Genomic DNA, 24,357 nt, shown 5'->3' on the forward strand with positions numbered 1-24,357 from the left:
TGCGAAAGCCCGACCATGCCCGACGTCCTGATCGAACTCTTTTCCGAGGAAATTCCCGCCCGGATGCAGGCTCGCGCCGGCGAGGACCTGAAGCGCCTGGTCACCGACGGCCTGGTCGAGGGGGGGCTGACCTACGCCCACGCCCACGCCTTCGCCGCCCCCCGCCGCCTTGCGCTGGCCATCGAGGGGCTGAGCGCGCAAAGCCCGACCCTGACCGAGGAACGCAAGGGCCCCAAACTCGACGCCCCGCAAAAGGCCCTCGACGGCTTCCTGCGCGCCACCGGCCTGACCCTCGACGACCTGACCACGCAGGACGACAAGAAGGGCGCCTTCTACCTCGCGCGCATCACCCGCCCCGGCCGCCCCGCCGCCGCGATCCTGGCCGAGGTGCTGGAGCACGCGATCCGCACGTTCCCCTGGCCGAAATCCATGCGCTGGGGCGCGGGCAGCCTGCGCTGGGTGCGCCCACTCCACTCGATCCTCTGCATCCTGACGACCGAAGCGGGCGCGGAGGTCGTGGATCTGGAGGTGGACGGCATCCGCGCCGACGACACCACGCGCGGCCATCGCTTCATGGCGCCCAACGCGTTTTCCGTAACGGGTTTCGAGGATTACGCGGCAAAGCTCAAGCGCGCCTTCGTCACCCTCGACCCCGACACGCGGGCGGAGGCGATCCTTTCCGACGCCGAGAACCGCGCCTTCGCCATGGGCCTGGAACTGGTCGAGGACCGCGCCCTTCTGGCCGAGATCGCGGGGCTGGTCGAATGGCCCGTGGTGCTGGTCGGCCAGATCGACGCCGACTTCCTCGACCTGCCGCCCGAGGTGCTGCAAACCTCGATGCGCGAACACCAGAAGTTCCTCTCCCTGCGCGACCCCAAGCGCGACCAGATCACCCATTTCGTCACCGTCGCCAACCGCGAGACCGCCGATCAGGGCGCGACCATCCTCGCCGGCAACCAGAAGGTGCTGGCCGCGCGCCTGTCGGACGCCAAATTCTTCTGGGACAACGACTTGCGGGTTGTGTCCGAGAAGGGACTCGAAGGCATGGCCGCCGGCCTCGCCAACGTCACCTTCCATGGGCAACTCGGCACCCAGGCCGACCGCATCGCCCGGATCGAGGCGCTGGCGCGCGAAATCGCCCCCCTCGTCGGCGCGCAACCCGACCTCGCCGCCGAGGCCGCCCGCATCGCCAAGGCCGACCTGCAATCGGCGATGGTCGGCGAGTTCCCCGAACTGCAAGGCACGATGGGCACCTACTACGCCCGCGCCGCCGGCCATTCCGACGCCGTCGCGCAAGCCTGCAAGACCCACTACCAACCCCTCGGCCCCTCGGACGACGTGCCCACCGATCCGGTGGCCGTCGCTGTCGCGCTCGCGGACAAGATCGACACGCTGACGGGCTTCTGGGCAATCGACGAGAAGCCCACTGGGTCAAAGGACCCCTATGCGCTGCGGCGCGCGGCTCTGGGGGTTATTCGGTTGGTTTTAGGAAATGCGGTACGGATGCCGCTTCTTCACGTCTTCGATCACACGTATCAGCGGCGAGTAATCGAACAAGAACGACAGCACGCTTTCGAGGTGCAGGAAGCTCGGGAGAACTTTGAGAGACTTAGCGGATTGACCGTGAAGAGCACCGAAAATGCCAAGTTCATAATTGATACTGGTTACACTCAAACGAACTTCTTCGACTTCAACACTGCTGAGATGCATTCTGCTATTGCTTCTAGCTTGGTCAATTTCATTCACGACCGTCTGAAAGTCCACCTCCGCGAGCAGGGCATCCGGCACGATGTCATCGACGCCTGCCTCGCCATGCCCGGCGCCGACGACCTGACGCTTCTGGTCAAACGGGCCGAGGCGCTCAGCGACTTCCTCAAGACCGAGGACGGCGAAAACCTCGTTCAGGGCTTCCGCCGCGCCAACAACATCCTGACCCAGGCCGAGGAAAAGGACGGCGTCGAATACTCCTTCGGCCCCGAGCCGAAACTGGCCGAGACCGACGAGGAACGCGCCCTCTTCACCGCCCTCGACCGGGCCGAGGCCGCCATCGCCCCGGCAATGGCCGAGGAGGACTTCGCCGCCGCCATGCGCGCCATGGCCGGGCTGCGCGCGCCCATCGACGCCTTCTTCGAGGCGGTGCAGATCAACACCGACAACGCCATCCTGCGCCGCAACCGGCTGAACCTGCTGCACCGCATCCGCGCCACCTGCCTTCAGGTCGCCGACCTCACGCGGCTGGAGGGCTGAGAGGGCCGCGCCGCCCGCCACCGGGCCGGCGCGGCGCCGGCCTCCGGCACCCCGCGACTTGCCGAAAATCCGCCTCCACCCGGCCCGCGGCGTCGTGCCGCGCCGGTTAACAGGTCCGATGCGCAACGCTCGGAACTGCCATACGTTTGCCATACGCTTGCCAGCCACTTGCCATACGCCTGCCAGCCACCTTGCCAGCGCCCCGGAACCCCTTTCATCCACCTGATTTCTGCACTTGCACGGTGCGCCCAAACCCCTATCTTGCCCGGGTCAGGAGTCCCCATGCCCACCCGCACAACCGCCCGGTCCTACGTCGATTTCACCGAGATCACGCACTCCGCCCCGATCTCGTTGCGAAGCCACGGCTGGCGGGCTAAGTGCTTGCAAAGATTGCTTCGTCTGGACCTGCCGGTGCCCCGGACCATCTCCCTGTCGTTCGACGCCGTGCACGCCATCGCCGCCGGCCACATGCCCAACATGTCCGCCCTCCTCGGCCGGTTCGAAGCCGGGCAACTTCTGTCGGTCCGCCCCAGTTCCGAAAACCCCGACTGGGGCGGCCCCGGCGCCCTCCTCAACATCGGCATCAACGACGAACGCCACGAAACCATCGCCACCCGCTATGGCGAACCCGTCGCCACAGCCCTCTATTTGCGGTTCGTGCAGGCCTACGCACAGCATGTTGCGCGCCTCGACCCCGATCTGTTCGAGGCGGTGGAGCCCAGCCGCGCCGCCCTGAAGGCGGCGCTGCGCGATTATGCCGCCGAAATGGAGGAACCCTTTCCCCAGGACCCCGCGCGCCAGCTGACCGAGGTGCTGCGCTCGATGGCGCGGGCCTGGGACGGCACCTCGGCGCGGCTATTGCGCCAGGCCAAGGGCGCCCCGATCGAGGCCGGGCTAGGCCTGGTGGTGCAGGCGATGGCCGGCGGCTTCGGCACCGGCGACAGCGGCGCCGGCGTGATCCAGTTCATCGACCCGGTGTCCGGCGCGCCGCAGATCACCGGCCGCTACGCGATCCACGGTCAGGGGCGCGAGTCGGTAGCGAACAACCCGCAGGCGATCTACCTGCGCCGGGACCGCCGCGGCCCCTCGCTCGAGGAACAGCACCCCGCGGTGTTCGAGCAGCTTCTGCGCCACAACGCCGTCTGCCGCGAAAAGCTGCGCGAGGAGATGCAGATCGAGTTCACCATAGAGGACGGCACCCTCTGGGTGATCGACGCGCTGAAGGTGCCCCGCTCAAGCCGCGCCGCCGTCGCCGTCGCCGTCCGGCTGGCCGAGGATGAGATCATCACCCGCAAGGAAGCGCTGATGCGCGTGAAGCCCCGCGCGCTGTCGGAACTGCTGCACCGGCAGGTCGATCCGCGCGGCACCCGCGACGTGATCGCGCACGGCATCGCCGCCAGCCCCGGCGCGGCGACCGGCCGGATAGTCTTCACCTCCAGCGCCGCGCAGGCGGCGGCGTCGCGGGGCGAGGATTGCATCCTGGTGCGCCGCGAAACCTCGCCCGAGGATATCCGCGGCATGCATGCCGCCGTCGGCGTCCTCACCGAACGCGGCGGCATGACCAGCCACGCCGCGGTGATCGGCCGCGGCCTGGGCCTGCCCTGCATCGTCGGCGCGAACGGCATCCGCATCGACGCCCGCACGCGTGAGGTCCTCGCCGGCGGCCGCACGTTCAGCGAGGGCGACACGATCACCGTCGACGGCAGCACCGGCCAGGTTCTGGCCGGCGCGGTCGACCTGCTGGAACCCGCCCTCGACGGGCCGTTCCACACGCTCCTCGACTGGGCCGATGCGCTTTGCGACATCGGCATCCGCGCCAATGCCGACACGCCCGCCGATGCCCGCATCGCGCGCGATTTCAATGCCGCCGGCATCGGGCTTTGCCGGACCGAGCACATGTTCTTCGAAAACGACCGCCTGACCGTCATGCGCGAGATGATCTTTGCCGACGACGCGCAGGACAGGGCCGCGGCGCTGGAACGCCTGCTGCCCATGCAGCGCACCGATTTCGTCGAGCTGTTCCGCATCATGCAGGGCCTGCCGGTCTGCATTCGCCTGTTCGACCCGCCCCTGCACGAGTTCCTGCCGCACACGCGCGACGGGATGCGGCAACTCGCCGACGCGCTGGACAAGCCGCTGTCCCTGGTCGTGCGCCGGGCCGAGGATCTGGCAGAATTCAACCCGATGCTGGGCATGCGCGGCGTCCGCCTGGGCATCGCCATGCCCGAGATCTACGAGATGCAGGCCCGCGCCATCTTCGAGGCCACGATCGAGGTCGGGCGCACCGGCCAGCCTGTCGTTCCCGAGATCATGATCCCGCTTGTGTCGGCCGTGCGCGAGGTTGAACTGGTCAAGGCCCGGATCGATGCCGTGGCGGCCGCCGTGCGCGTGGCCAAGGGGCAGGATTTCGACTACCGGCTGGGGGTCATGGTCGAAACCCCGCGCGCCGCGCTGCGCGCGGGGGAGATCGCGCAGCATTCCGCGTTCCTGTCGTTCGGGACCAACGACCTGACGCAGATGACCTACGGGCTCAGCCGCGACGACGCCGGGCGCTTCATGTCCTACTACGTGCAGAACGGCGTCTTTGCCGAAGACCCGTTTCACCGGCTCGATACCGAAGGGGTGGGCGAGCTTCTGCATATCGCGGCGGCGCGCGGCCGGGCGGTGCGCAGCGACCTGACGCTGTCGATTTGCGGCGAACACGGCGGCGACCCCGATTCGATCGCCTTCTGCCGGGCGGCAGGGTTCGATTACGTGTCCTGTTCGCCCTTTCGGGTGCCCGTGGCGCGTCTCGCGGCGGCTCAACTCACGATTGTTGGGCGCGAGGCCGATAATCCGATGCCGGACCTGCGCTGACTGGCGAGAGCGCCATTTTCAGGGACTTGGAATTGTCAAGGTGGCTCGGCGGAAAATCGCGTGGGGGTTGCGGCCCGCCGCGCCGGTCGGCGTAAACCTGCCGACGGAAATCCGTCAATCTTTACCAATCGGCCCGGCTGGCGTATCCGCCTCTGGTCTGACACGAGCGTGCCTGGGGGGCTGCCTGTCTACGACAATCAACATGACCCGGAACGCGCGGATCGCGCGGGGTCTCCGGACTGTCAATTCGTCCGGATGCACCGATGGGCTGTAAGGAGTCGAACACGATGCAAGGTCACCTGTTGTCCCTGTCCGCCATGGCGGCGGCGGCGGTCTCATTCACTGTGTCCGGTCCTGTCGCGGTCGCGGCCGGGACAACCTATCAGGAACATCTTGCCGCCGCGCTGATGACCGAACGCGAGGCGATCCGCACGCTGCCGCCCGCCGTTCTGCAGCGCGCCGCAGCGACCGCAGAGGCGCCCACCGTGCCGATGACGCGCCGCGATCTGATGCGCCAGCAGGTTACGCTGGCCGGCAACGGCGAGTTCCAGTGCCTTCAGCAAGCGATCTATCACGAAGCGCGCGGTGAAGCCCTGGCCGGTCAGTTCGCGGTGGCCGAGGTGATCCTCAACCGCGTCGACGCCGGCAACTTTCCGGGCTCGGTCTGCGGCGTCGTGAACCAAGGCGCCAGCAGCGGTCGCGCCTGCCAATTCAGCTATGCCTGCAACGGCAGTTCGCTGTCGATGGGTGAACGCGGGGCAAGGGAACTGGCAGCGCGGATCTCGCAGGTCATGCTGTCGGGCGCGCCGCGGGAGTTGACCGACGGTGCCACCCATTTCCACGCCCGCCACGTCAACCCGCGGTGGGCTCGGGTCTACGAGCGTACCGCCCAGATCGGCGCGCATCTCTTCTATCGCCAGCCGGTGCAGGTCACCAGCAACTGACGCTCACGCCGCTACAGGGCCGCGTCATGCCGCCTTTGGGCTGGGCGAAAGTCGCGCGCTGCGTTAGAGCGGGACCGGAGCATTTCCACGGACCCGCGCCATGTCGACCGAAATCCACCTCGCTTTCGCCCATCCCGAGGAACGCGCCGAGGCGACCGCCTCGGCCGATCCGCGCGACCGGATCTCGGTCCGCGACTGGCCGGTCGAGGCCGAGATCGGCGCGTTTCAGGCCGAACGCGGGCATACCCAGCGGCTTCTCTTCAATGTCGTGGTCGAGGTGCGCCCGCAATCGGGGCCGCTGGACGACGACGTCGACCGCATCCTGTCCTACGACCGGATCACCGAAGCGATCGGCGATGCGCTGGCTGTCGAGCGGCTGAACCTGCTGGAAACCCTGGCCGAGCGCGTCGCCGAGCGCATCCTGGCCGAGCCGCGCGCGATGCGCGCCTTCGTGCGGGTGGAGAAGCTGGATCGCGGCCCCGGCGCGCTGGGGGTCGAGATCGTGCGCGCCCGCGCTGCGGCGCCGGTCCGGCAGGTGCAGGACGACGGGACCGACCAGGCGCTGCATCCGCTGGTCGTCTACCTGGACAACGCCATGATCGACGCGCCGGATCTTGGCGCGCGGCTGGATGCGCTGGAAGCGCGGGGCGCGCCGGTGGTGCTGTGTGTCGGCTGCCCGCCGATGGAGGCGCCGCAGGTCGCCGCGAAGGCGGTGCAGCGGCGCATCGACTTGCTGGCGATCGAGCAGAACGCCTGGCGGCTGGCGGCGCGCGACCGGCGATGCGTGGTGACCGCCAGCCGGACCGAGATTGATTGGGCGATCCGGCAGGGCCACACCATCGTCTGGGCGCCCTCGAAAGTGGTTCTGGACACGCCCGACGGGCCGCTGGACCGCGCCCATGACGGGGCCGCGTTGACGCTGTGGCTGGCCGAGACACTGGCGGCGCGGGGCGTCATCGTCCCGAAGGGCACGCGCCTGCCGGCGGGAAGCCGCGTGCCGGTCGAAACCGTGTCCGATTGAGCCCCGAAACCCGCCCCCTCCGGTATCCCAAACGGCCCGGAGACGACGCAATCCGGGGCGTCCGCATGCGGACCGAAGATCAAGATATTGATATAATATATAAAAAAGCGTGATCTTAACCTGAGCGAAGCCTTTTTCTTGCGTCCGTTTCGGGCGCGCCGGGGTGGTTGTACCGAGCGCCGCGTATCCAGCCTTGAGGACGCACCTGGACCGCGCGATTCCACCTCCGCACTGCTGCCACGCGCTTTGGCCCCTTGCGCGAAACACGCGCTTTGGCATAGCCACGCGGCATGAGCCGTCGCATTCTCCACTGGCCGGAACCGCGCAGTGACCTGCCGCGCCCGGCGGGCAGCCGGCCGCTGGCAGGGTCGGCGCATGTCTGGTTCGCACGTGTCCGCGCGATGGATGCCGCGCGCGGCCCGGCCGAGGCCGACCCCACCGCCGCCGACCGTCTGGCCGCGCCGCGCCCGGTCCTGCCCGGCCTGCCGGCCGAGCGGCCGCTGGTCATGGGGATCGTCAATGTCACGCCCGACAGTTTTTCGGACGGCGGCGAGACGCCGGATCGTGCCTCGGCCGTCGAGCGGGCCCGCGCGATGGTCGCGGCCGGGGCCGACATGCTGGACATCGGCGGCGAATCGACCCGCCCCGGCGCGGCGGACGTGTCGGTCCCCGAAGAGATCGCGCGCACGGTGCCGGTCATCGCCGAATTGCGCGCCGCCGGCATCACGGCGCCGATTTCCATCGACACCCGCAAGGCCGCCGTCGCCGAGGCCGCGCTGCACGCGGGTGCGAACATGGTCAACGACGTGGCCGCCCTGACCCACGACCCTGAACTGGGCCCGCTGGTCGCCGAGGCCGGCGTGCCACTCTGCCTGATGCACGCGCAGGGCACGCCGCAGACCATGCAGGTCGACCCGCGCTATGACGATGCGCTGGTCGAGGTCTTCGACTGGCTGGCCGGGCGCATGGACGCCGCCAACGCCCACGGGATCGACCGGGCGCGGCTGATCGTCGATCCCGGCATCGGTTTTGGCAAGACGGTTGAACACAACATCACGCTTCTGAAAGGATTGGCGCTGATGCATGACCTCGGCGCGCCGATCCTGCTGGGCGCCTCGCGCAAGCGATTCATCGGCACGATCTCGGGCGTCGAGGTGGCGGGGCAGCGGCAGGCCGGGTCACTGGCCGTGGCGCTGCACGCGGCGGGGCAGGGGGCGCAGATCGTGCGCGTCCACGACGTGGCCGAGACGGTGCAGGCGCTCGCGCTCTGGCGGGCATTGACGACGGAGGACGCATGAGCCGGAAACTCTTTGGCACCGACGGGGTGCGCGGGCAGGCCAATACCTGGCCGATGACCGCGGAACTGGCGTTGCGGCTGGGGGCGGCGGCGGGGCTGTATTTCCGCACCGACGGGTCGAACGGGCATCGCGTGGTGATCGGCAAGGACACGCGGCTGTCGTGCTACATGCTGGAGAACGCGCTGACCGCCGGGCTGGCCAGCACGGGCATGAACGTGCTGCTGCTCGGCCCGGTGCCGACGCCGGCGGTGGGGTACCTCACGCGGTCGATGCGCGCCGATCTGGGCATCATGATCTCGGCCAGTCACAACCCGGCGACCGACAATGGCATCAAGTTCTTCGGCCCCGACGGCTTCAAGCTGTCGGACGAAGCGGAAACCGCGATCGAGGCCATCCTGGAGCAGCAGATCGACCCCGCCCCGCCCCTGGAAATCGGCCGCGCGCGGCGGATCGAGGATGGCTTGGGCCGCTATGTCGAATACGCCAAGACGACGCTGCCGCGCGGGCTGCGGTTGAGCGGGTTGAAGGTGGTGATCGACTGCGCCAACGGCGCCGCCTACCGCGCCGCGCCCGAAGTGCTGTGGGAACTGGGCGCCGAGGTGATCGCGGTCGGCGTCAGCCCCGACGGGCTGAACATCAACCGCGACGTGGGCTCCACCCATCCGCGCGCGGCGGCCGAGACGGTGGTGGCGCACGGCGCGGATCTGGGCATCGCGCTGGATGGCGATGCCGACCGTGTAATCCTCATCGACGAGAACGGAAAGGTGGCGGATGGCGACCAGATCATGGCGCTGCTGGCCGGCCGCTGGGCCGAGGCCGGGCGGCTGAACGCAGGCACGCTGGTCGCCACGGTGATGTCAAACCTGGGGCTGGAGCGGCATCTGGAGGGACGCGGGCTGCGGCTGGAACGCACCGGCGTCGGCGACCGCTACGTGGTCGAAAGGATGCGCGCGGGCGGCTACAACCTAGGGGGCGAGCAGTCGGGGCATATCGTGATGACCGACTACGCGACCACCGGCGACGGGCTGATCGCCGGCCTGCAGTTCCTGGGCGCAATGATCGAGACTGGGCTGCCGGCGAGCGCCCTGGTCCACCAGTTCGACCCGGTGCCGCAACTGCTGAAGAATGTCCGCTATGCGGCGGGCCAGACGCCGATGGAGGCCGCCTCGGTCAAGGCCGCGATCCGCGACGCCGAGGCCCGGCTGGAAGGGTGCGGCCGGCTTCTGATCCGCAAGTCCGGCACCGAGCCGCTCGTCCGCGTGATGGCCGAATGCGAGGACCCTGCGCTGCTGGAAGCGGTGGTCGATGGCCTGGTCGAGGAGATCGAGGCGGCGCTCTGACCCCGGCTTGGCGGCGTCGGCAGCGGGGTGTGCAAGTTGCACAACCCCATCAAGGCATTGAAATCCAAAGATTGTCGCCGCGGCGTTAACCTTCTCGAAACCATCGGCTCAATCGCTTCGGGGGCGCCAGTGAACCCGCGCCGGAAGCACGCGCGCGGCGTCCGGCGGGGCGACTAGCGCTTGGGTTGGGCCGAACGGGCGTAGATGTCGTCGTAGCGGATGATGTCATCCTCGCCCAGGTAGGCGCCGGTCTGCACCTCGATCAGGGTCAGCGGCAGCTTGCCGGGATTTTCCAGCCGGTGATGCGCGCCCAGCGGGATGAAGACCGACTGGTTTTCGGTGATCAGCTTCACTTCGGCGTCGATGGTGATGCGGGCGGTGCCTTCGACCACGATCCAGTGTTCGGCGCGGTGATGGTGGCTTTGCAGGCTCAGCGCCGCGCCGGGATGCACGACGATCCGCTTGACCTGAAAGCGCGGGCCGGTGACCAGGCTTTCGAACCAGCCCCAGGGGCGAAAATCGCGCGGCGCCTGTTCGGCCTGGCTGGCGCCCTGCGCCTTCAGCGCGCTGACCGCCAGCCGGACGTCCTGCGCGCGGTCGCGGTGCGCCACCAGCACGGCATCGGGCATGGCGACGGCAATGATGTCCTCCAGCCCGATCCCGACAAGCTGCTGGCGCGGGTCTTCGGCGCGCAGCAGGCTGCCGGTGCAGTCGATCGCGGTGGCCGGCCCATGGGTGACGACGCCCGCCGCATCCGGCCCCGCATCCCGCCAGACGGCGACCCAGCCACCAAGGTCGGACCATTCGCCGCAATAGGGCATGACCGCCATGCGTTCGGCCTTTTCCATCACCGCGTAGTCGATCGAGATGGCGTCGACGCCCGACCAGGCCTCGGCATCCAGACGGGTGAAGCCCAGATCGCGCACGCCACTGTCCAGCGCGGCCTGCACGCCGGCCAGGATCTGCGGGGCGTGGCGCGCGAAGGCGTCAATGATCGCGTCGGTGGAAAAGAGGAAGATGCCGGCATTCCAGAGGTGTCGACCATCGGCCAGCATTTCGGCGGCGCGGGGCGCGTCGGGTTTTTCGACAAAGCGGCGCAACGGCAGCGGCGCGGCGGTGTCCGGCGCGGGCGGGGTTTCCAGCTCCAGCCAGCCATAGCCGGTCTCGGCCCGGTCGGGCTGGATGCCGAAGGTGACCAACTCGCCCGCCAGCGCGGTCGGGATCGCGGCTTCGACCGCGGCGCGGAAGGCTTCGGCGTCGGGGATCACATGGTCCGATGGCGCGGCCAGCATCAGCGCCCCCGGCGATTTCGCGTGCAGCGCCAGCGCGCCCGACAGGATTGCCGGCGCGGTGTTGCGGCCCTCGGGCTCGATCAGGATGTCGGCGGGCGCGATTTCGCAGGCGGCCAGCTGTTCGGTGACGATGAAGCGGAAGTCCGACGCGGTGACCACCAGCGGCGGCGCGAAACCCGGACCGACAAAGCGGCGGGCCGAGGCCTGGAACAGGCTTTCGCTGCCGGTGATCCGGGCGAACTGCTTGGGATAGCTGCGCCGCGACAAGGGCCAGAGCCGCGTGCCCGAGCCGCCGCAGAGGAGAAGGGGATGGATAGGCGTCGTCATGCAGCTGTCCCGTTTCTTCGGCTCCAGCGGAGCCCCGTTTTCACCGTTTCTGGCACAAACCGCGGCCGGAACCTAGGTCAGATTGCCCGGACCGCGCTTTGCGCTAGACTTGTCGAGATTCTGGGAGAAACGCATGAAGATCACGTTGCTGCTTCTGTTGCTAGCGGTGGGGGCATTCGTGGCCTTCGCGCTCTGGGTGCGGTTTGCGCCCTCGGATCCGGGGCGCTGGCATGTCGATCCGGCTTCCGCGCCCGACCCGTCGCGCCCGAATTTCGCGCGCGCGGACCGGGTGGTGCCGATGCCGCCGGACGAGGCGCGCGACCGCTTCCATGCGATCGCCACCGGGAAGGGGGCGGAACTGCTGGCCGGCGATGACCAGCTGGCCACCTATGTCGCGCGCACGCGCCGGATGCGCTTTCCGGACTATCTGAGCCTCCGCTTCGACCCGGCCGAGGGCGGGGGGACCCGCATCCAGGCGCTGTCGCGCGCGCGCTTCGGACGTGGGGACATGGGGGTGAACGCCGCGCGGCTGCGGCGCTGGCTGGACCGGCTGGCAGAGTGAGGCTTGAAGGCGCGGCGCGGGCGCGGGAAGCCGTCGATCGCGCCTCTCAGTCGCGCCGGAAAGCCGATTCGAGGAAGTGTCCAAGCTTGGACAATCGGACAACCTTCTGATAGTGAACATTAAAAGACGTGATTGAAACCAAATCTTAACCGCGCACCGAAGGGTCCGCGCTGGGACGGCGTTCAGACCGCGCGGCCCATCCGGCCGGCAAGGTCGCAGAAGAACTGCCAGGCCACCCGCCCCGACCGAGCCCCGCGCGTCGCCTGCCATTCGATCGCCTGGGCGCGCAGGTCCTCAGGGGCGGGGTCCAGACCCCAAGCGCGGCAGTAGCCATCGATCATCGCCAGGTAGTCATCCTGCGAACAGGGATGAAACCCGAGCCACAGGCCGAAGCGGTCCGACAGCGAGACCTTTTCCTCCACCGCCTCGGACGGGCTGATCGCGGTGGAGCGTTCGTTTTCGATCATGTCGCGGGGCATCAGGTGGCGGCGGTTCGACGTGGCGTAGAGGATGACGTTCGCCGGCCGCCCCTCGATCCCGCCGTCGAGCACGGCCTTGAGCGACTTGTAGTGCTGGTCGTCGTGGCTGAACGAGAGATCGTCGCAAAAGAGCACGAAACGGTGGTCCGGCGCGCGCCGGAGATGCGCCAGAAGCCGCCCGACCGAGGGCAGATCCTCGCGCTGGATCTCGACCAGCTTGCAACTCAGCCCCTGCGCCACAACCTCGGCATGGACGGCCTTGACCAGCGACGACTTGCCCATGCCGCGCGCGCCCCACAAAAGCGCGTTGTTCGCCGCATGCCCGCGCGCGAACTGGATGGTGTTGGCCAGAAGCGTGTCGCGCGACCGGTCGATGCCCAGCAGGAGCGGCAGTGCGACGCGGTTGACCTGCGCCACCGGTTCCAGCCGGTCGGGGCCGACATGCCAGATGAACGCCTCCGCGCTGTCGAAATCGGGCGGGGGGGCGGCGGCAGGGCTCAGCCGCTCCAGGGCCGTCGCGATGCGCGCAAGCTCGCCGTCATTCATGCCTCGTCCTCGTCCATCAGCCCTTCGGCTTTCAGGGCTTCATTGCGTTTCCGCTCGACGCGCGCAACCAGCTGGATGGAGATTTCATAGAGACCGTAGACGACGACGAAGAGGATGATCTGGGTGATCACGTCGGGGGGCGTGACAAAGGCCGCCAGCGTCAGGATGCCAACCACCGCCCATTTGCGCCCGTTCCTCAGCCCCTCGGCCGAGACGAGCCCGGCCTTGCCCATCAGCGTCAGCAGGACCGGCAACTGGAAGCACATGCCGAAGGCGATGATGAACTTCGTGGTCAATGCCAGGTATTCGCTGACCGAACCCTGGAAGGTGATGCCGGCCTGCGCCAGCGCGCTGGCCTCGCCCTCGACCAGCTCGGGCGTGGCACCTGTCAGCATGCCGGGCTGCTGGAAGCCGAGGAAGAAGGTGAAGGCCAAGGGCGTCACGATGTAGAAGGCAAAGGACGCGCCCAGCAGAAACATCGCCGGCGAGGCGATGATGAAGGGCAGGAAGGCCGACTTTTCGGACCGGTAGAGGCCCGGTGCCACGAAGCGCCACATCTGCGTGGCGATCACCGGGAAAGCCAGCATGAAGCCGCCCAGCATGGCGATGCGGATGGCGACGAAGAAGCCCTCCTGCAACTGGATCAGGATCAGGTCGCACTGCTGCCCGCGCGCGTTCAGCGCGTCGCACAGCGGGTTGGTCAGGAAGTTGAAGATCGGGTTCCAGAAGTAGAAGGCGATCATCATCGCGACGGCGAAGGCGGCCAGCGACTTCATGATGCGATTTCGCAATTCGGCCAGATGCTCGATCAGCGGGGCCGAGCTGTCTTCGATCGCGTCATCCTGGGGGCGTTGGGCGGGCATGGCTGTGCGTTCAGACCGTCATCAGCGGAAGGGAAGGGCGGGCGCGCCGGCAAAGCGCGGGTCGCTGCCTGCGCGCGTGGGGAAAGGCAGGTTCGCGTCGCGACGGGGTGCGCTCATCGGTCGGCGTCGGTTTTCGGCGTGCCGGTGGCGCCCGGGGCTTCGGCCGCGGGGGACGCGCGGGGGGCGGGAGCGGCGCTTTCGGCTTTCTTGCGGGCGCGGATCTCGGCGGCGCGGGCGCGGGCTTCGGCGGAGCGTTCCGCGCGCTTGCGCCGCTCCTCGTCCATCGCGGCGGCGTGGGCGGCGCGCGCCGTCTGGTCGCGGTCATCGGATTGCACCGCAGCCTCGTCGGCGTCGGGCGGGGCGGCGGCCGGGTCCGGTTTCGCCTTCGTCGTTCCCGCCTTCGCCGGTTTCGGCGACGGGCTTTTGCCCCACTGGTCGGGCCGGCCCATCGAACGCATGTCGCGGTCAAGCTCGTCAAAGCCCATCGCGTCCTTGATGTCCTTGCCCGAGGCGGTGTTGCGCAGATCGCGGGCGATGTCCTTCACGCCGCTTTCGTCCGCGGCGGAGTCCATCGCGCGCTGGAATTCGCGCGCCATGTTGCGGGCCTTGGCGGTGAACTGGCCCAGCGTGCGGAACATCTTTGGCAGGTCTTTCGGCCCGACCACGATCAGCGCCACCACGCCGATGATCAGAAGCTCGCTCCAGCCCAGGTCGAACATGCGTGATCCTCAGTTCCGGCCGCGGCCGGCACCCGCTCAGGTCTTGTCGCGCTCGGTATGCGGCGTGACGTCGCGCGCGTTCTGGACGCTTTCGTCATCGGACTTGTTTTCAAGTTCTTCGGTGCCGTCCTTGACACCTTTCTTGAAGGCAGTGATGCCCTTGCCGACCTCGCCCATCAGCGAGGCGATCTTGCCGCGGCCGAAAAGGACCAGCACCACGACGGCAATCAGAAGCAGGCCCCAGGGGCCGGCGTTGTTGATGAAATGCGGTGTGACCATGAATGTGCTCAGCATGGCGGTCTCCTGTCGTCGGGGGCGGGCGCATCGGTGGCGCACAGGTTGGTTCCGCCCTTATCTATGCGCCCGCCCTGCCGGCGCAAAGCGCGAAAACGGCCCGTGAGGGCTGGTCTGGAGGGTCTGCTGACAGTATTCTGTCAGTAGGTGCCACGGCTGCGTGAGCGGACGCCGAATGAAGAGAGATCAGCGACTTTACGATCTTGTGCAACTGATGCGCGACGGGCGCGTGCGCACAGCTGCCGAACTGGCGCGCGCCATGGGCGTCTCCACCCGCACAATCTGGCGCGACATGGCGATCATGGCGCAAACCGGACTGCCCGTCGCCGGCGAGCCCGGTGTCGGCTACATCCTGCGCGAGCCGCTGGTGCTGCCGCCGACGGTGCTGACCGCCGACGAACTGGCCGCGCTGGACGAGGCGCTGCGCACGCTGGCCCGCCAGCCCGGTCACCCGCGCGCCCGCGCGGCGCGAAGCCTTCACTACAAGGTCGCGACACTGCTGCCGCAGGCCGGAATCGACCCCGACAGCGGTTGAGGAGGCAACCACAACCGGCCTCGTGTGTTTGCTTTCATACACCGAGGTCTTTAGACATTTCGGAAGCAGGCGACAGGAAGGATTGCACCGGCATGTGCGGCATTTGTGGAGAGATCCGATTTGGACACGGCGCAATGGCCTCGACAGCGGCGATCGAGCGGATGGCCGACTGCATGGCGCCGCGCGGGCCGGACGGTGCGGGGGTCGTCATGCGCGGGCGCGTTGCATTCGGGCATCGGCGGCTGAAGATCATCGACCTGTCCGAGGCCGCCGCCCAGCCTTTCGTCGACACCCATCTGGGCCTGACCATCGCGTTCAACGGCTGCATCTACAACTACCCCGAGCTGCGCAAGGAACTGGAGGCGAAGGGCCATGTCTTCGCCTCGACCGGGGATACCGAGGTGATCGTGAAGGCGTGGCGCGAATGGGGAACCGAGGCGCCGAAACGGTTTCTGGGCATGTTCGCCTTTGCGATCTTTGACCGCGACTCGGGCCGTGTGGCGCTGGTGCGCGACCGCTTCGGGATCAAGCCGCTCTATTACGCCAGGGGCAAGGACTGGCTGCGCTTCGCCTCGACCCTGCCGGCGCTGCTGGCGGCCGGCGATGTGGATACCGAGATCGACCGCGTGGCGCTGCATCACTACATGTCCTGGCATGCGGTCGTGCCGTCGCCGCGGACGATCCTTTCGGGCGTACGCAAGCTTCCGCCGGCGACGATCCGCGTGATCGAGGCCGACGGGGCGATCACAGACAGCGTTTACTGGGAGCCGAGCTTCGAGCGCAGCGCCGAAGATGCCGAACGCCCGGCCGAGGAATGGAACGAACTGGTGCTGGAGTCCCTGCGCACCGCCGTCCGCCGCCGGATGGTGGCGGACGTGCCGGTGGGGGTGCTGCTATCGGGCGGCGTCGATTCCTCGCTTATCGTTGGGCTGCTGGCCGAGGAAGGGCAGGAGGGGCTTGCCACCTATTCCATCGGCTTCGAGGAGGCGCATGGCGAAAAGGGTGACGAGTTCCAGTATTCCGACCTGATCGCCAGGCACTACGGCACGAAGCACCACAAGATCTTCATCCCGTCAGAGGAGATGCGGGAGAACCTGCCCAACGCGATCGCCGCGCAGTCCGAACCGATGGTCAGCTACGACAACATCGGCTTCTACCTGCTGTCGCGCGAGGTCTCGAAAACGATCAAGGTGGTGCAGTCGGGGCAGGGCGCCGACGAGGTCTTCGGCGGCTATCACTGGTATCCGCCGATGGCCGACGCGAATGACCCGGCCGAGGCCTATGCCGACGCCTTCTTCGACCGCGATCACGGGCGGCTGGCCACGCATCTCGCGCCCGAATGGCTCGCCGACCGCGACGCCTCGCGCGAGTATGTCGAGGAGCATTTCGCCCGCCCCGGCGCCGACGACCCGGTGGACAAGGCGCTGCGGCTGGATACCAACGTCATGCTGGTCGACGACCCGGTCAAGCGCGTGGACAACATGACCATGGCCTGGGGGCTGGAGGCGCGGGTGCCGTTTCTGGACCACGAACTGGTCGAACTGGCCGGTCGCATCCCCGCGCGCCACAAGCTGGCGCATGGCGGCAAGGGCGTCCTGAAGGAGGCCGCGCGCAAGGTCATCCCGGTCGAGGTCATCGACCGGCCCAAGGGCTATTTCCCGGTGCCGGCGCTGAAATACGTCGATGGCCCCTATCTGGACATGTGCCGCGACGCGCTGACCAGCCAGGCGGCGCGCGACCGCGGGTTGTTCCGCAAGGACTATTTGGATGCGCTCTTCGCTGACCCGCCGGCGCATGTGACCAAGCTGCGGGGGTCGGAACTGTGGCAGGTCGCGCTGCTGGAGCTGTGGCTGCAGCAACAGGGTATCTGAGCCTGGCACGGAGACCGCTGGCCGGAAGGCAAGGCCGATACGGAGGGCCGATCATGGGCGAGACCGACAACCCGAAGCGTCACCGGTCGCAGGCGCACCGGCTGAAGCGCCTGCACAGCGCCCCCGACCATAAACCGCGCGGGGTCGATGCCGACGCCGTGGTCGATTGCGGCTGGGGGCGGTTGATCTTCGGCCATACGTTCGACAGCGCCGAGAAGCTGGCCGAGGTGCTGCGTGCCGAAGGCCCGGACCGGCGCGATATCGCCTTTTACGTGCGCGACCCGCATGTGCTGCTGGCGATGGGTCCGCAGGAGTTGTTTCTGGACCCGTCGCACACCTATCGGCTGGACCTGTCGACCTATCGGGTGGCGTCGCGGCGGCGGCAGGGGTTCCATATCCGGCGGCTGACGACGCGCGGCGATGCCGAGGCCGTCAACGCGATCTACGCCCAGCGGGGCATGGTGCGGGTGCCGCCCGAGTTCTTCTGGTCGCGGCGGGACGACCGGACGCTGACGGTCCTCGTGGCCGAGGACGACGAGACCGGCGAGATCCAGGGATCGGTCATGGGGATCGATCACACGCGCGCCTTCGGCGATACCGAAGGGGGCACATCGCTCTGGTGTCTGGCGGTATCGGCGCAGGCGCCCCATGCGGGTCTTGGCGAATCGCTGGTGCGCAAGCTGGCCGAGCATTTCAAGACCCGCGGGGCGTCCTTCATGGACCTGTCGGTGCTGCACGACAACGAACAGGCCATCGCGCTTTACGAAAAGCTGGGGTTCCGCCGGGTGCAGGTCTTCGCCGTCAAGCGGCGCAACGTCATCAACGAAAGGCTCTATGCCGGCAGTGCCCCGGACGAGGGGCTGAATCCCTACGCGCAGATCGTCGTGGACGAGGCGCGGCGGCGCGGCATCCATGTCGAGGTGATCGACGCCGAGGGCGGCTTCTTCCGGCTGACGCATGGCGGCCGGTCCATCCGCTGCCGCGAGGCGCTTTGCGAACTGACCTCGGCCGTCGCAATGTCGATCTGCGATGACAAGCGCGCGACCCGGCGCATTGTCGAAGGCGCCGGGGTGCGTGTGCCCGAGCAGTTGGCGGTGGACGACGCCGAGCAGCGCGCGGAGTTCCTGAAGCGGCACAAGTCGGTGGTGGTGAAGCCGGCGCGGGGCGAGCAGGGGCGCGGCGTCGCCGTGGACCTGACCACGACCGAGGAGATCGAGGCCGCGGTCGAGGTGGCGCGGCAGCACTGCCACGATGTGATCGTCGAGGAATGCTACCAGGGCGATGATCTGCGGCTGATCGTCATCGACTATCGCGTCGTCGCGGCCGCCATTCGCCGGCCCGCCCGCATCGTCGGCGACGGGCGCGCCACCGTGCGCGAGTTGATCGAGGTGCAAAGCCGCAGGCGCGAGGCCGCGACCCAGGGTGAAAGCTCGATCCCCCTCGATGCCGAGACCGAACGGTGCTTGGCCGGCGCAGGCTACGGGTTGGACGACGTGCCCGACCAGGGCGTCGAAATCAACGTGCGCAAGACCGCGAACCTGCACACCGGCGGCACGATCCATGACGTCACCGACGAGACGCATCCGAAACTGATCCAGGCGGCAATCGCCGTCGCCCGCGCCATCGAGATCCCGGTCACCGGGATCGATCTGATGGTCAAGTCCGCGCGCGAGCCCGACTACATCTTCATCGAGGCGAACGAACGCCCGGGGCTTGCCAACCATGAACCCCAGCCCACCGCCGAGCGGTATGTCGACCTGATGTTCCCGCTGTCGATCCCGCAAGCGGTGCGCGAAGCACAACGGAGACGCCGCGAATGAACGACACGACCCCCGATGCCGATCTTGGACGGCTCGACATCGACGTGGATTTCCTGCGCGCCTGCCTGGCGCGCCTGCTCGATATTCCCAGCCCGACGGGCTACACCGATACCATCGTGCGGCATCTGTGCGGCGAACTGGACGCGTTGGGGGTGGAGTACGACCTGACCCGGCGCGGCGCGATACGCGCGCGCCTGCCCGGGCACGAACACGGCGGCGCCCGCGCCATCGTCAGCCACCTGGACACGCTGGGGGCGCAGGTGCGCGCGCTCAAGCCCAACGGCCGCGTCACGCTGGCGCCGGTCGGCACCTGGTCGGCGCGCTTCGCCGAGGGGGCGCGGGTGACGCTCTTCACCGACAAGGGCGCGTACCGGGGCACGATCCTGCCGCTCAAGGCCTCGGGCCACACCTACAACGACGAGATCGACACCCAGCCCGTCGGCTGGGATCATGTCGAACTCAGGATCGATGCGCGCGCCTTCAGGATCGACGATCTGCACCGCCTGGGGATCGAGGTCGGCGACATGGTCGCGGTGGACCCGCAGCCGGAATTCCTGGATTCGGGCTTCATCGTCTCGCGGCACCTGGACAACAAGGCCGGCGTGGCGGTGATGATGGCGGCCCTGAAGTCGCTTTCGGAAAGGGGCCAGCGACTGCCGGTCGATGTCTTTTTCCTGTTCACCATCGCCGAGGAGGTGGGCCACGGCGCCGCCTCGATCCTGCTGCCCGACATCGCTTCGCTCGTCGCGGTCGACAACGGCACCACCGCGCCGGGGCAGAACTCGTCCGAATTCGGCGTGACGCTGGCGATGGGCGATCAGACCGGACCTTTCGATTTTCACCTGACGCGCAAGCTGGCTGCACTCTGCCGGAAGCATGACATCCGCATGCAGAAGGATCTGTTCCGCCACTACCGGTCCGACAGCGCCTCGGCGATCGAGGCGGGGGCGGATGTGCGCACCGGTCTTGTCACCTTCGGGGTCGACGCAAGCCACGGGTACGAGCGGATCCACATGCACGCCCTGCGCTCGCTGGCCGAGCTGCTGACCGCCTACAGCCTGAGCGAGGTCGAGATCACGCGCGACCGTCTGACCGTCAGCGGCCTGTCGGGCTTCACGCGCCAGCCCAGCAAGCCCGCGCCAGTCGGCGATCTGAAGGATCCCCCTCCGGTCGACTGAGCCGTGCCGGCCAATCAGCGTTCCACCGCAATTTCGCCGGCTTGTCCGCAGCACGGCCGCAAGCGGCTTGAATCCGCCCGCCCGCTTCGGCATGAACATCGCGCACGCTGCGCCGTTTGCCGCGCATCCGCCCGCTGCGGGCGGAAATGCGCCTGAAAATGGCCTGATTCATTCAGTCAGTCTGCGCCGCAGAGCGGCGGACATTACGAACGGAAGACCATTCGATGAAGATTGCGATGATCGGCACGGGCTATGTGGGCCTTGTTTCCGGAGTTTGTTTTTCCGATTTCGGCCATCAGGTCGTCTGCGTCGACAAGGCGCCGGAGAAGATCGCCCGCCTGGAACGCGGCGAGGTGCCGATCTACGAGCCCGGCCTCGAGGACGTCATGGCGCGCAACGTCGCCGCCGGGCGGCTGAGCTTCACCACCGACCTGGCCGCCGCGGTCGATGGCGCGGCGGCGGTCTTCATCGCCGTGGGCACGCCCACCCGGCGCGGCGACGGCCATGCCGACCTGACCTATGTGATGGCCGCCGCCGAGGAGATCGCCAGGGCACTCACCGGCTATGCCGTGGTCGTTACCAAGTCCACCGTTCCGGTCGGCACCAACCGCAAGGTGGCCGAGGTGATCCGCGCCACCCGGCCGGAGGCCGAGTTCGACGTCGCCTCGAACCCCGAGTTCCTGCGCGAGGGGGCCGCCATCGACGACTTCATGCGCCCCGACCGGGTCGTCGTCGGCATCGAGAACGGCAACGCGCGCGAGGTGATGGGCGAGATCTACCGCCCGCTTTTTCTGCGCGACTTCCCGATCGTCTTCACCACGCTGGAAAGCGCGGAGATGATCAAGTATGCGGCCAACGCGTTCCTCGCGACCAAGATCAGCTTCATCAACGAGATCGCGGCGCTTTGCGAACGCACGGGCGCCGATGTGAAGGCGGTGGCGCGCGGCATGGGGCTGGACGGGCGGATCGGCAACAAGTTCCTGCACGCCGGTCCCGGTTATGGCGGGTCGTGCTTTCCCAAGGACACCTCGGCCTTGGCGCGGATCGGGCAGGAGCACGGGTTGCCCATGCGCATCGTCGAAACCGTGATCTCGGTCAACGACCAGATCAAGCAGCGGATGATCGAGAAGCTGATGGACCTCTGCGACGGGTCGGTCAACGGCAAGGTGATCGCGGTCCTCGGCGTCACGTTCAAACCGAATACCGACGACATGCGCGATGCGCCCAGCCTGACGATCGTGCCGGCGCTGGTCGGCCGCGGCGCGAAGGTCCGCATCGTCGATCCGCAAGGCCGGCGCGAGGGCGAGGCGCTGCTGCCCGGCGCCACTTGGTGCGACGACCCCTACGTCGCGGCCGCCGAGGCCGACGCGCTGGTCATCCTGACCGAGTGGAACGAGTTTCGCGCGCTGGACCTGAAGCGGCTTGCGGCGGGGATGAAGACGCCCCGCATGGCCGATCTGCGCAACATCTACGAGCCTGGCGATGCGCTGGACGCGGGCTTCGTGACCTACGAGTCGGTCGGCCGATGAGGCGCGCCTTCATCACCGGCACCGCCGGGTTCATCGGGTTTCACCTGGCCGAACTCCTGCTGCAGGAGGGTTGGGCTGTCCACGGCTTCGACGGGATGACCGACTACTACGATGTCACCCTGAAGCGGAAACGCCACGCCCGCCTGCGCCAGCACGACCGGTTCACCGCGACCGAGGCGATGCTCGAGGACGACGCGGCGCTGCGCCAGGCGATGCGTGATTTCGCGCCCGACGTGGTCGTCCACCTCGCCGCGCAAGCGGGAGTGCGCTACAGCCTGGAGAACCCGCGCGCCTATATCGACGCGAATGTCGTGGGCACCTTCAACGTGATGGACGCGGCGCTGGCGCAGAAGGTCGATCACCTGCTCATCGCCTCGACCAGTTCGGTCTACGGCGCCAATACCGAGATGCCGTTTCATGAAGGGCACAAGGCCGATACGCCGCTGACCATCTACGCCGCCACCAAGAAGGCGACCGAGGCGATGGGGCACGCCTACGCGCATCTGCACACCCTGCCGGTGACGATGTTTCGCTTCTTCACCGTCTATGGCCCCTGGGGGCGGCCCGACATGGCCTATTTCAGCTTCGCCCGCGCGATACTCGACGGCCGGCCCATCGACGTCTACAACCATGGCGAGATGTGGCGCGACTTCACCTATATCGACGATCTGGTGCGCGGCATCCGGGGATTGATCGACGCGGTTCCGCCCGTGGCGGCGGCGCGCGGGACGCCGGTGCCGGGCGATAGCCTCAGCCCCGCCGCGCCCTTCCGTATCGTGAACATCGGCAATTCCGACAGCGTGAAACTGACCGATTTCATCGACGCGCTGGAGGACGCGCTGGGTCAGAAGGCGCAGCGAAACCTGATGCCGATGCAGCTGGGCGACGTCCCCGCCACCTGGGCCGACGCGGGGCTCCTGCGCGCGTTGACCGGCTACGCGCCACAGACCTCGGTCGCCGAGGGCGTGCGTCGCTTCGTCGACTGGTATCTCGAGTATCGAAAGGGCGCGCTGTGAAGATCGAGCAGACACCGCTTCCGGGCGTCCTGATCCTGACGCCGCGCCGGATCGGGGACGCGCGCGGCTTCTTCAGCGAAAGCTGGAACCGCCGCACGCTGGAAGAGGCCGGGCTGCACCTGCCCGAGTTCGTTCAGGAGAACCATTCGCTTTCACGGCAGGCGGGGACGCTGCGCGGGCTGCACTTCCAGTCGCCGCCGCATGCGCAGGGCAAGCTGGTGCGCTGCGGGCGCGGGCGGCTCTTCGACGTCGCGGTCGATGCGCGGCGCGGCTCGCCCAGCTACGGGCAGTGGTTCGGAACCGAACTCAGCTTCGAGAACGGCCGCCAACTCTGGGTGCCCGCCGGGTTCCTGCACGGCTTCGTCACCCGCGAACCGGAGACCGAGATCGTCTACAAATGCACCGGCTACTACAACGCCGAGGCTGATGGCGCGGTGCGCTGGGATTCGGTCGGCATCGACTGGGGCCTGTCCGGCGATCCGCTCCTGTCCAAGAAGGACGCGGCCGCGGTGCCCTTCGACGCTTTCGACTCGCCGTTCGACTTCAAGGAAAGCGCATGAAGATCCTGGTCACGGGGGGCGCGGGCTTCATTGGCTCGGCGGTGGTGCGGCTGGCAGTGGCGCGCGGCCACCATGTCGTCAACATCGACGCGCTGACCTATGCTGCCTGCCTCGACAACGTCGCCAGCGTGGCCGCGTCGCCCCTTTACGCGTTCGAGCATGCCGATATCCGCGACCGTGCGGCGCTGGATCGCATATTCGCCGCGCACAGGCCCGATGCGGTCATGCACCTGGCCGCGGAATCGCATGTCGACCGGTCGATCGACGGGCCGGCCGATTTCATCGAAACCAACATCGCCGGCACCTTTAATCTGCTGGAGGCCGCGCGCGCCCATTGGCAGGCCGCGGGCAGGCCCGATGATTTTCGCTTTCATCACATCTCGACTGACGAGGTGTTCGGCAGCCTCGGCGAGGACGGCCAGTTCACCGAGGAAACCCCCTACGACCCGCGCTCGCCGTATTCGGCCTCCAAGGCCGCATCCGATCATCTGGTGCGGGCCTGGCACCACACCTATGGCCTGCCCGTGGTGCTGTCGAATTGCTCCAACAACTACGGCCCCTACCACTTCCCCGAAAAGCTGATCCCCGTGGTGATCCTGAACGCGCTGCACGGGCGGCCGATCCCGGTTTACGGACAGGGGCAGAACGTGCGCGACTGGCTGTATGTCGAGGATCACGCCGACGCCCTGCTGACCGTGCTGGCACGCGGAGAGCCCGGACGCAGCTACAACATCGGCGGCGAGAACGAGGCCACGAACATCGATCTGGTGCAGCGGATCTGCGCGCTTCTCGATACCCGCAAGCCCGCGGGCGCGCCGCACAACCGGCTGATCAGATTTGTCGAGGACCGGCCGGGCCACGACCTGCGCTATGCCATCGACGCCGCGCGCATCCGCGCCGAACTGGGTTGGCGACCGTCCGTCACGCTGGACGAGGGGTTGGCGCGCACCGTCGACTGGTATCTGGCGAACGCCGACTGGTGGCGCCCGCTGATGGCGCGCCAGGGGGTGGGGCAACGGCTGGGGACACGGGCATGACCGGCACCAGCGCAACTGAACGA

20 protein-coding genes are annotated in these 24,357 nt (G+C 68.0%); 15 read left to right on the plus strand and 5 right to left on the minus strand.

Translation table 11 applies throughout. From position 1 onward, the window contains the following. Positions 1–15: 15 nt before the first annotated feature. The 6 genes from glyS (at position 16) to glmM (ending at position 9,706) form a co-directional block, all read left to right on the plus strand. Entirely contained in the window at positions 16–2,247 is a 2,232-nt protein-coding gene (glyS, locus tag IM708_RS06760; RefSeq protein ID WP_209425576.1) for a glycine--tRNA ligase subunit beta, read from the plus strand. Positions 2,248–2,529: 282 nt separating this feature from the next. Continuing rightward, a complete protein-coding gene (gene ppdK, locus IM708_RS06765) occupies positions 2,530–5,103 on the plus strand; it encodes a pyruvate, phosphate dikinase (protein WP_209425577.1) in 2,574 nt (857 codons plus the stop codon). Positions 5,104–5,390: 287 nt separating this feature from the next. Then, a complete protein-coding gene (locus IM708_RS06770) occupies positions 5,391–6,047 on the plus strand; it encodes a cell wall hydrolase (protein ID WP_209425578.1) in 657 nt (218 codons plus the stop codon). A 100-nt stretch (positions 6,048–6,147) separates the two neighbouring features. After that, complete coding sequence (locus IM708_RS06775) at positions 6,148–7,068, plus strand: dihydroneopterin aldolase (RefSeq protein WP_209425579.1); 921 nt, start codon at positions 6,148–6,150, stop codon at positions 7,066–7,068. Between the two features lie 290 nt (positions 7,069–7,358). Next, complete coding sequence (folP, locus tag IM708_RS06780; RefSeq protein ID WP_209425580.1) at positions 7,359–8,366, plus strand: dihydropteroate synthase; 1,008 nt, start codon at positions 7,359–7,361, stop codon at positions 8,364–8,366. After that, positions 8,363–9,706: a phosphoglucosamine mutase gene (glmM, locus tag IM708_RS06785; RefSeq protein WP_209425581.1), complete on the plus strand. Its 1,344-nt coding sequence runs from the start codon at positions 8,363–8,365 to the stop codon at positions 9,704–9,706. The genes folP and glmM overlap by 4 nt, the downstream gene beginning before the upstream one ends. Before the next feature lie 173 nt (positions 9,707–9,879). On the opposite strand, the gene IM708_RS06790 is transcribed toward glmM, so the two are convergent. Next, entirely contained in the window at positions 9,880–11,325 is a 1,446-nt protein-coding gene (locus IM708_RS06790; RefSeq protein WP_209425582.1) for a mannose-1-phosphate guanylyltransferase/mannose-6-phosphate isomerase, read from the minus strand. A 133-nt stretch (positions 11,326–11,458) separates the two neighbouring features. Between IM708_RS06790 and IM708_RS06795 the strand changes: the two genes are divergently transcribed. After that, complete coding sequence (locus tag IM708_RS06795; protein WP_209425583.1) at positions 11,459–11,887, plus strand: DUF1499 domain-containing protein; 429 nt, start codon at positions 11,459–11,461, stop codon at positions 11,885–11,887. Positions 11,888–12,069: 182 nt separating this feature from the next. Here IM708_RS06795 and IM708_RS06800 read toward each other — a convergent pair whose 3' ends face one another. The 4 genes from IM708_RS06800 to tatA form a co-directional block, all read right to left on the minus strand. Next, the gene (locus tag IM708_RS06800) at positions 12,070–12,912 is read right to left on the minus strand and encodes an ATP-binding protein (protein ID WP_209425584.1); all 843 of its coding nucleotides are present in this window, start codon (positions 12,910–12,912) and stop codon (positions 12,070–12,072) included. After that, positions 12,909–13,775: a twin-arginine translocase subunit TatC gene (tatC, locus tag IM708_RS06805; protein ID WP_209425585.1), complete on the minus strand. Its 867-nt coding sequence runs from the start codon at positions 13,773–13,775 to the stop codon at positions 12,909–12,911. Before tatC ends, IM708_RS06800 begins: the two co-directional genes overlap by 4 nt. Before the next feature lie 113 nt (positions 13,776–13,888). Next, a complete protein-coding gene (gene tatB, locus IM708_RS06810) occupies positions 13,889–14,494 on the minus strand; it encodes a Sec-independent protein translocase protein TatB (RefSeq protein ID WP_209425586.1) in 606 nt (201 codons plus the stop codon). Positions 14,495–14,530: 36 nt separating this feature from the next. After that, positions 14,531–14,788, minus strand: coding sequence for a twin-arginine translocase TatA/TatE family subunit (gene tatA / locus IM708_RS06815; protein WP_245243045.1), 258 nt, complete (start codon positions 14,786–14,788; stop codon positions 14,531–14,533). Positions 14,789–14,963: 175 nt separating this feature from the next. Between tatA and IM708_RS06820 the strand changes: the two genes are divergently transcribed. From IM708_RS06820 to rfbB, 8 genes are all read left to right on the plus strand, one after another. Further along, complete coding sequence (locus IM708_RS06820; protein ID WP_209425587.1) at positions 14,964–15,323, plus strand: HTH domain-containing protein; 360 nt, start codon at positions 14,964–14,966, stop codon at positions 15,321–15,323. A gap of 92 nt (positions 15,324–15,415) precedes the next feature. Then, positions 15,416–17,194, plus strand: coding sequence for an N-acetylglutaminylglutamine amidotransferase (locus IM708_RS06825; RefSeq protein WP_209425588.1), 1,779 nt, complete (start codon positions 15,416–15,418; stop codon positions 17,192–17,194). A 53-nt stretch (positions 17,195–17,247) separates the two neighbouring features. Next, on the plus strand, positions 17,248–19,014 hold the full coding sequence (gene ngg / locus IM708_RS06830; RefSeq protein WP_209425589.1) for an N-acetylglutaminylglutamine synthetase: 1,767 nt from the start codon (positions 17,248–17,250) through the stop codon (positions 19,012–19,014). Further along, positions 19,011–20,192 carry an osmoprotectant NAGGN system M42 family peptidase gene (locus IM708_RS06835; RefSeq protein ID WP_209425590.1) on the plus strand — a complete coding sequence of 394 codons (1,182 nt, stop codon included), beginning with the start codon at positions 19,011–19,013 and terminating at the stop codon, positions 20,190–20,192. Before ngg ends, IM708_RS06835 begins: the two co-directional genes overlap by 4 nt. A 224-nt stretch (positions 20,193–20,416) precedes the next feature. Then, entirely contained in the window at positions 20,417–21,721 is a 1,305-nt protein-coding gene (locus IM708_RS06840; RefSeq protein WP_209425591.1) for a UDP-glucose/GDP-mannose dehydrogenase family protein, read from the plus strand. Then, positions 21,718–22,737, plus strand: a complete 1,020-nt coding sequence (locus tag IM708_RS06845) for an SDR family NAD(P)-dependent oxidoreductase (protein WP_209425592.1) — start codon at positions 21,718–21,720, stop codon at positions 22,735–22,737. The genes IM708_RS06840 and IM708_RS06845 overlap by 4 nt, the downstream gene beginning before the upstream one ends. Next, complete coding sequence (gene rfbC / locus IM708_RS06850; protein WP_209425593.1) at positions 22,734–23,297, plus strand: dTDP-4-dehydrorhamnose 3,5-epimerase; 564 nt, start codon at positions 22,734–22,736, stop codon at positions 23,295–23,297. The genes IM708_RS06845 and rfbC overlap by 4 nt, the downstream gene beginning before the upstream one ends. Further along, the gene (gene rfbB / locus IM708_RS06855) at positions 23,294–24,334 is read left to right on the plus strand and encodes a dTDP-glucose 4,6-dehydratase (protein WP_209425594.1); all 1,041 of its coding nucleotides are present in this window, start codon (positions 23,294–23,296) and stop codon (positions 24,332–24,334) included. The genes rfbC and rfbB overlap by 4 nt, the downstream gene beginning before the upstream one ends. Positions 24,335–24,357: the final 23 nt, after the last annotated feature.

This window comes from Pararhodobacter sp. SW119, from assembly GCF_017811755.1.
GTDB lineage: Bacteria > Pseudomonadota > Alphaproteobacteria > Rhodobacterales > Rhodobacteraceae > Pararhodobacter.

What these genes read in the sequence shown, in the direction of transcription:
- rfbB (WP_209425594.1), top strand. Translation starts at nt 23,294, where the DNA reads ATGAAGATCCTGGTCACGGGGGGCGCGGGCTTCATTGGCTCGGCGGTG.
- glmM (WP_209425581.1), top strand. Translation starts at nt 8,363, where the DNA reads ATGAGCCGGAAACTCTTTGGCACCGACGGGGTGCGCGGGCAGGCCAAT.
- IM708_RS06795 (WP_209425583.1), top strand. Translation starts at nt 11,459, where the DNA reads ATGAAGATCACGTTGCTGCTTCTGTTGCTAGCGGTGGGGGCATTCGTG.
- IM708_RS06775 (WP_209425579.1), top strand. Translation starts at nt 6,148, where the DNA reads ATGTCGACCGAAATCCACCTCGCTTTCGCCCATCCCGAGGAACGCGCC.
- IM708_RS06845 (WP_209425592.1), top strand. Translation starts at nt 21,718, where the DNA reads ATGAGGCGCGCCTTCATCACCGGCACCGCCGGGTTCATCGGGTTTCAC.
- IM708_RS06835 (WP_209425590.1), top strand. Translation starts at nt 19,011, where the DNA reads ATGAACGACACGACCCCCGATGCCGATCTTGGACGGCTCGACATCGAC.
- IM708_RS06800 (WP_209425584.1), bottom strand. Translation starts at nt 12,912, where the DNA reads ATGAATGACGGCGAGCTTGCGCGCATCGCGACGGCCCTGGAGCGGCTG.
- glyS (WP_209425576.1), top strand. Translation starts at nt 16, where the DNA reads ATGCCCGACGTCCTGATCGAACTCTTTTCCGAGGAAATTCCCGCCCGG.
- tatA (WP_245243045.1), bottom strand. Translation starts at nt 14,788, where the DNA reads ATGCTGAGCACATTCATGGTCACACCGCATTTCATCAACAACGCCGGC.
- IM708_RS06790 (WP_209425582.1), bottom strand. Translation starts at nt 11,325, where the DNA reads ATGACGACGCCTATCCATCCCCTTCTCCTCTGCGGCGGCTCGGGCACG.
- ppdK (WP_209425577.1), top strand. Translation starts at nt 2,530, where the DNA reads ATGCCCACCCGCACAACCGCCCGGTCCTACGTCGATTTCACCGAGATC.
- IM708_RS06825 (WP_209425588.1), top strand. Translation starts at nt 15,416, where the DNA reads ATGTGCGGCATTTGTGGAGAGATCCGATTTGGACACGGCGCAATGGCC.
- folP (WP_209425580.1), top strand. Translation starts at nt 7,359, where the DNA reads ATGAGCCGTCGCATTCTCCACTGGCCGGAACCGCGCAGTGACCTGCCG.
- IM708_RS06820 (WP_209425587.1), top strand. Translation starts at nt 14,964, where the DNA reads ATGAAGAGAGATCAGCGACTTTACGATCTTGTGCAACTGATGCGCGAC.
- ngg (WP_209425589.1), top strand. Translation starts at nt 17,248, where the DNA reads ATGGGCGAGACCGACAACCCGAAGCGTCACCGGTCGCAGGCGCACCGG.
- tatB (WP_209425586.1), bottom strand. Translation starts at nt 14,494, where the DNA reads ATGTTCGACCTGGGCTGGAGCGAGCTTCTGATCATCGGCGTGGTGGCG.
- IM708_RS06840 (WP_209425591.1), top strand. Translation starts at nt 20,417, where the DNA reads ATGAAGATTGCGATGATCGGCACGGGCTATGTGGGCCTTGTTTCCGGA.
- IM708_RS06770 (WP_209425578.1), top strand. Translation starts at nt 5,391, where the DNA reads ATGCAAGGTCACCTGTTGTCCCTGTCCGCCATGGCGGCGGCGGCGGTC.
- tatC (WP_209425585.1), bottom strand. Translation starts at nt 13,775, where the DNA reads ATGCCCGCCCAACGCCCCCAGGATGACGCGATCGAAGACAGCTCGGCC.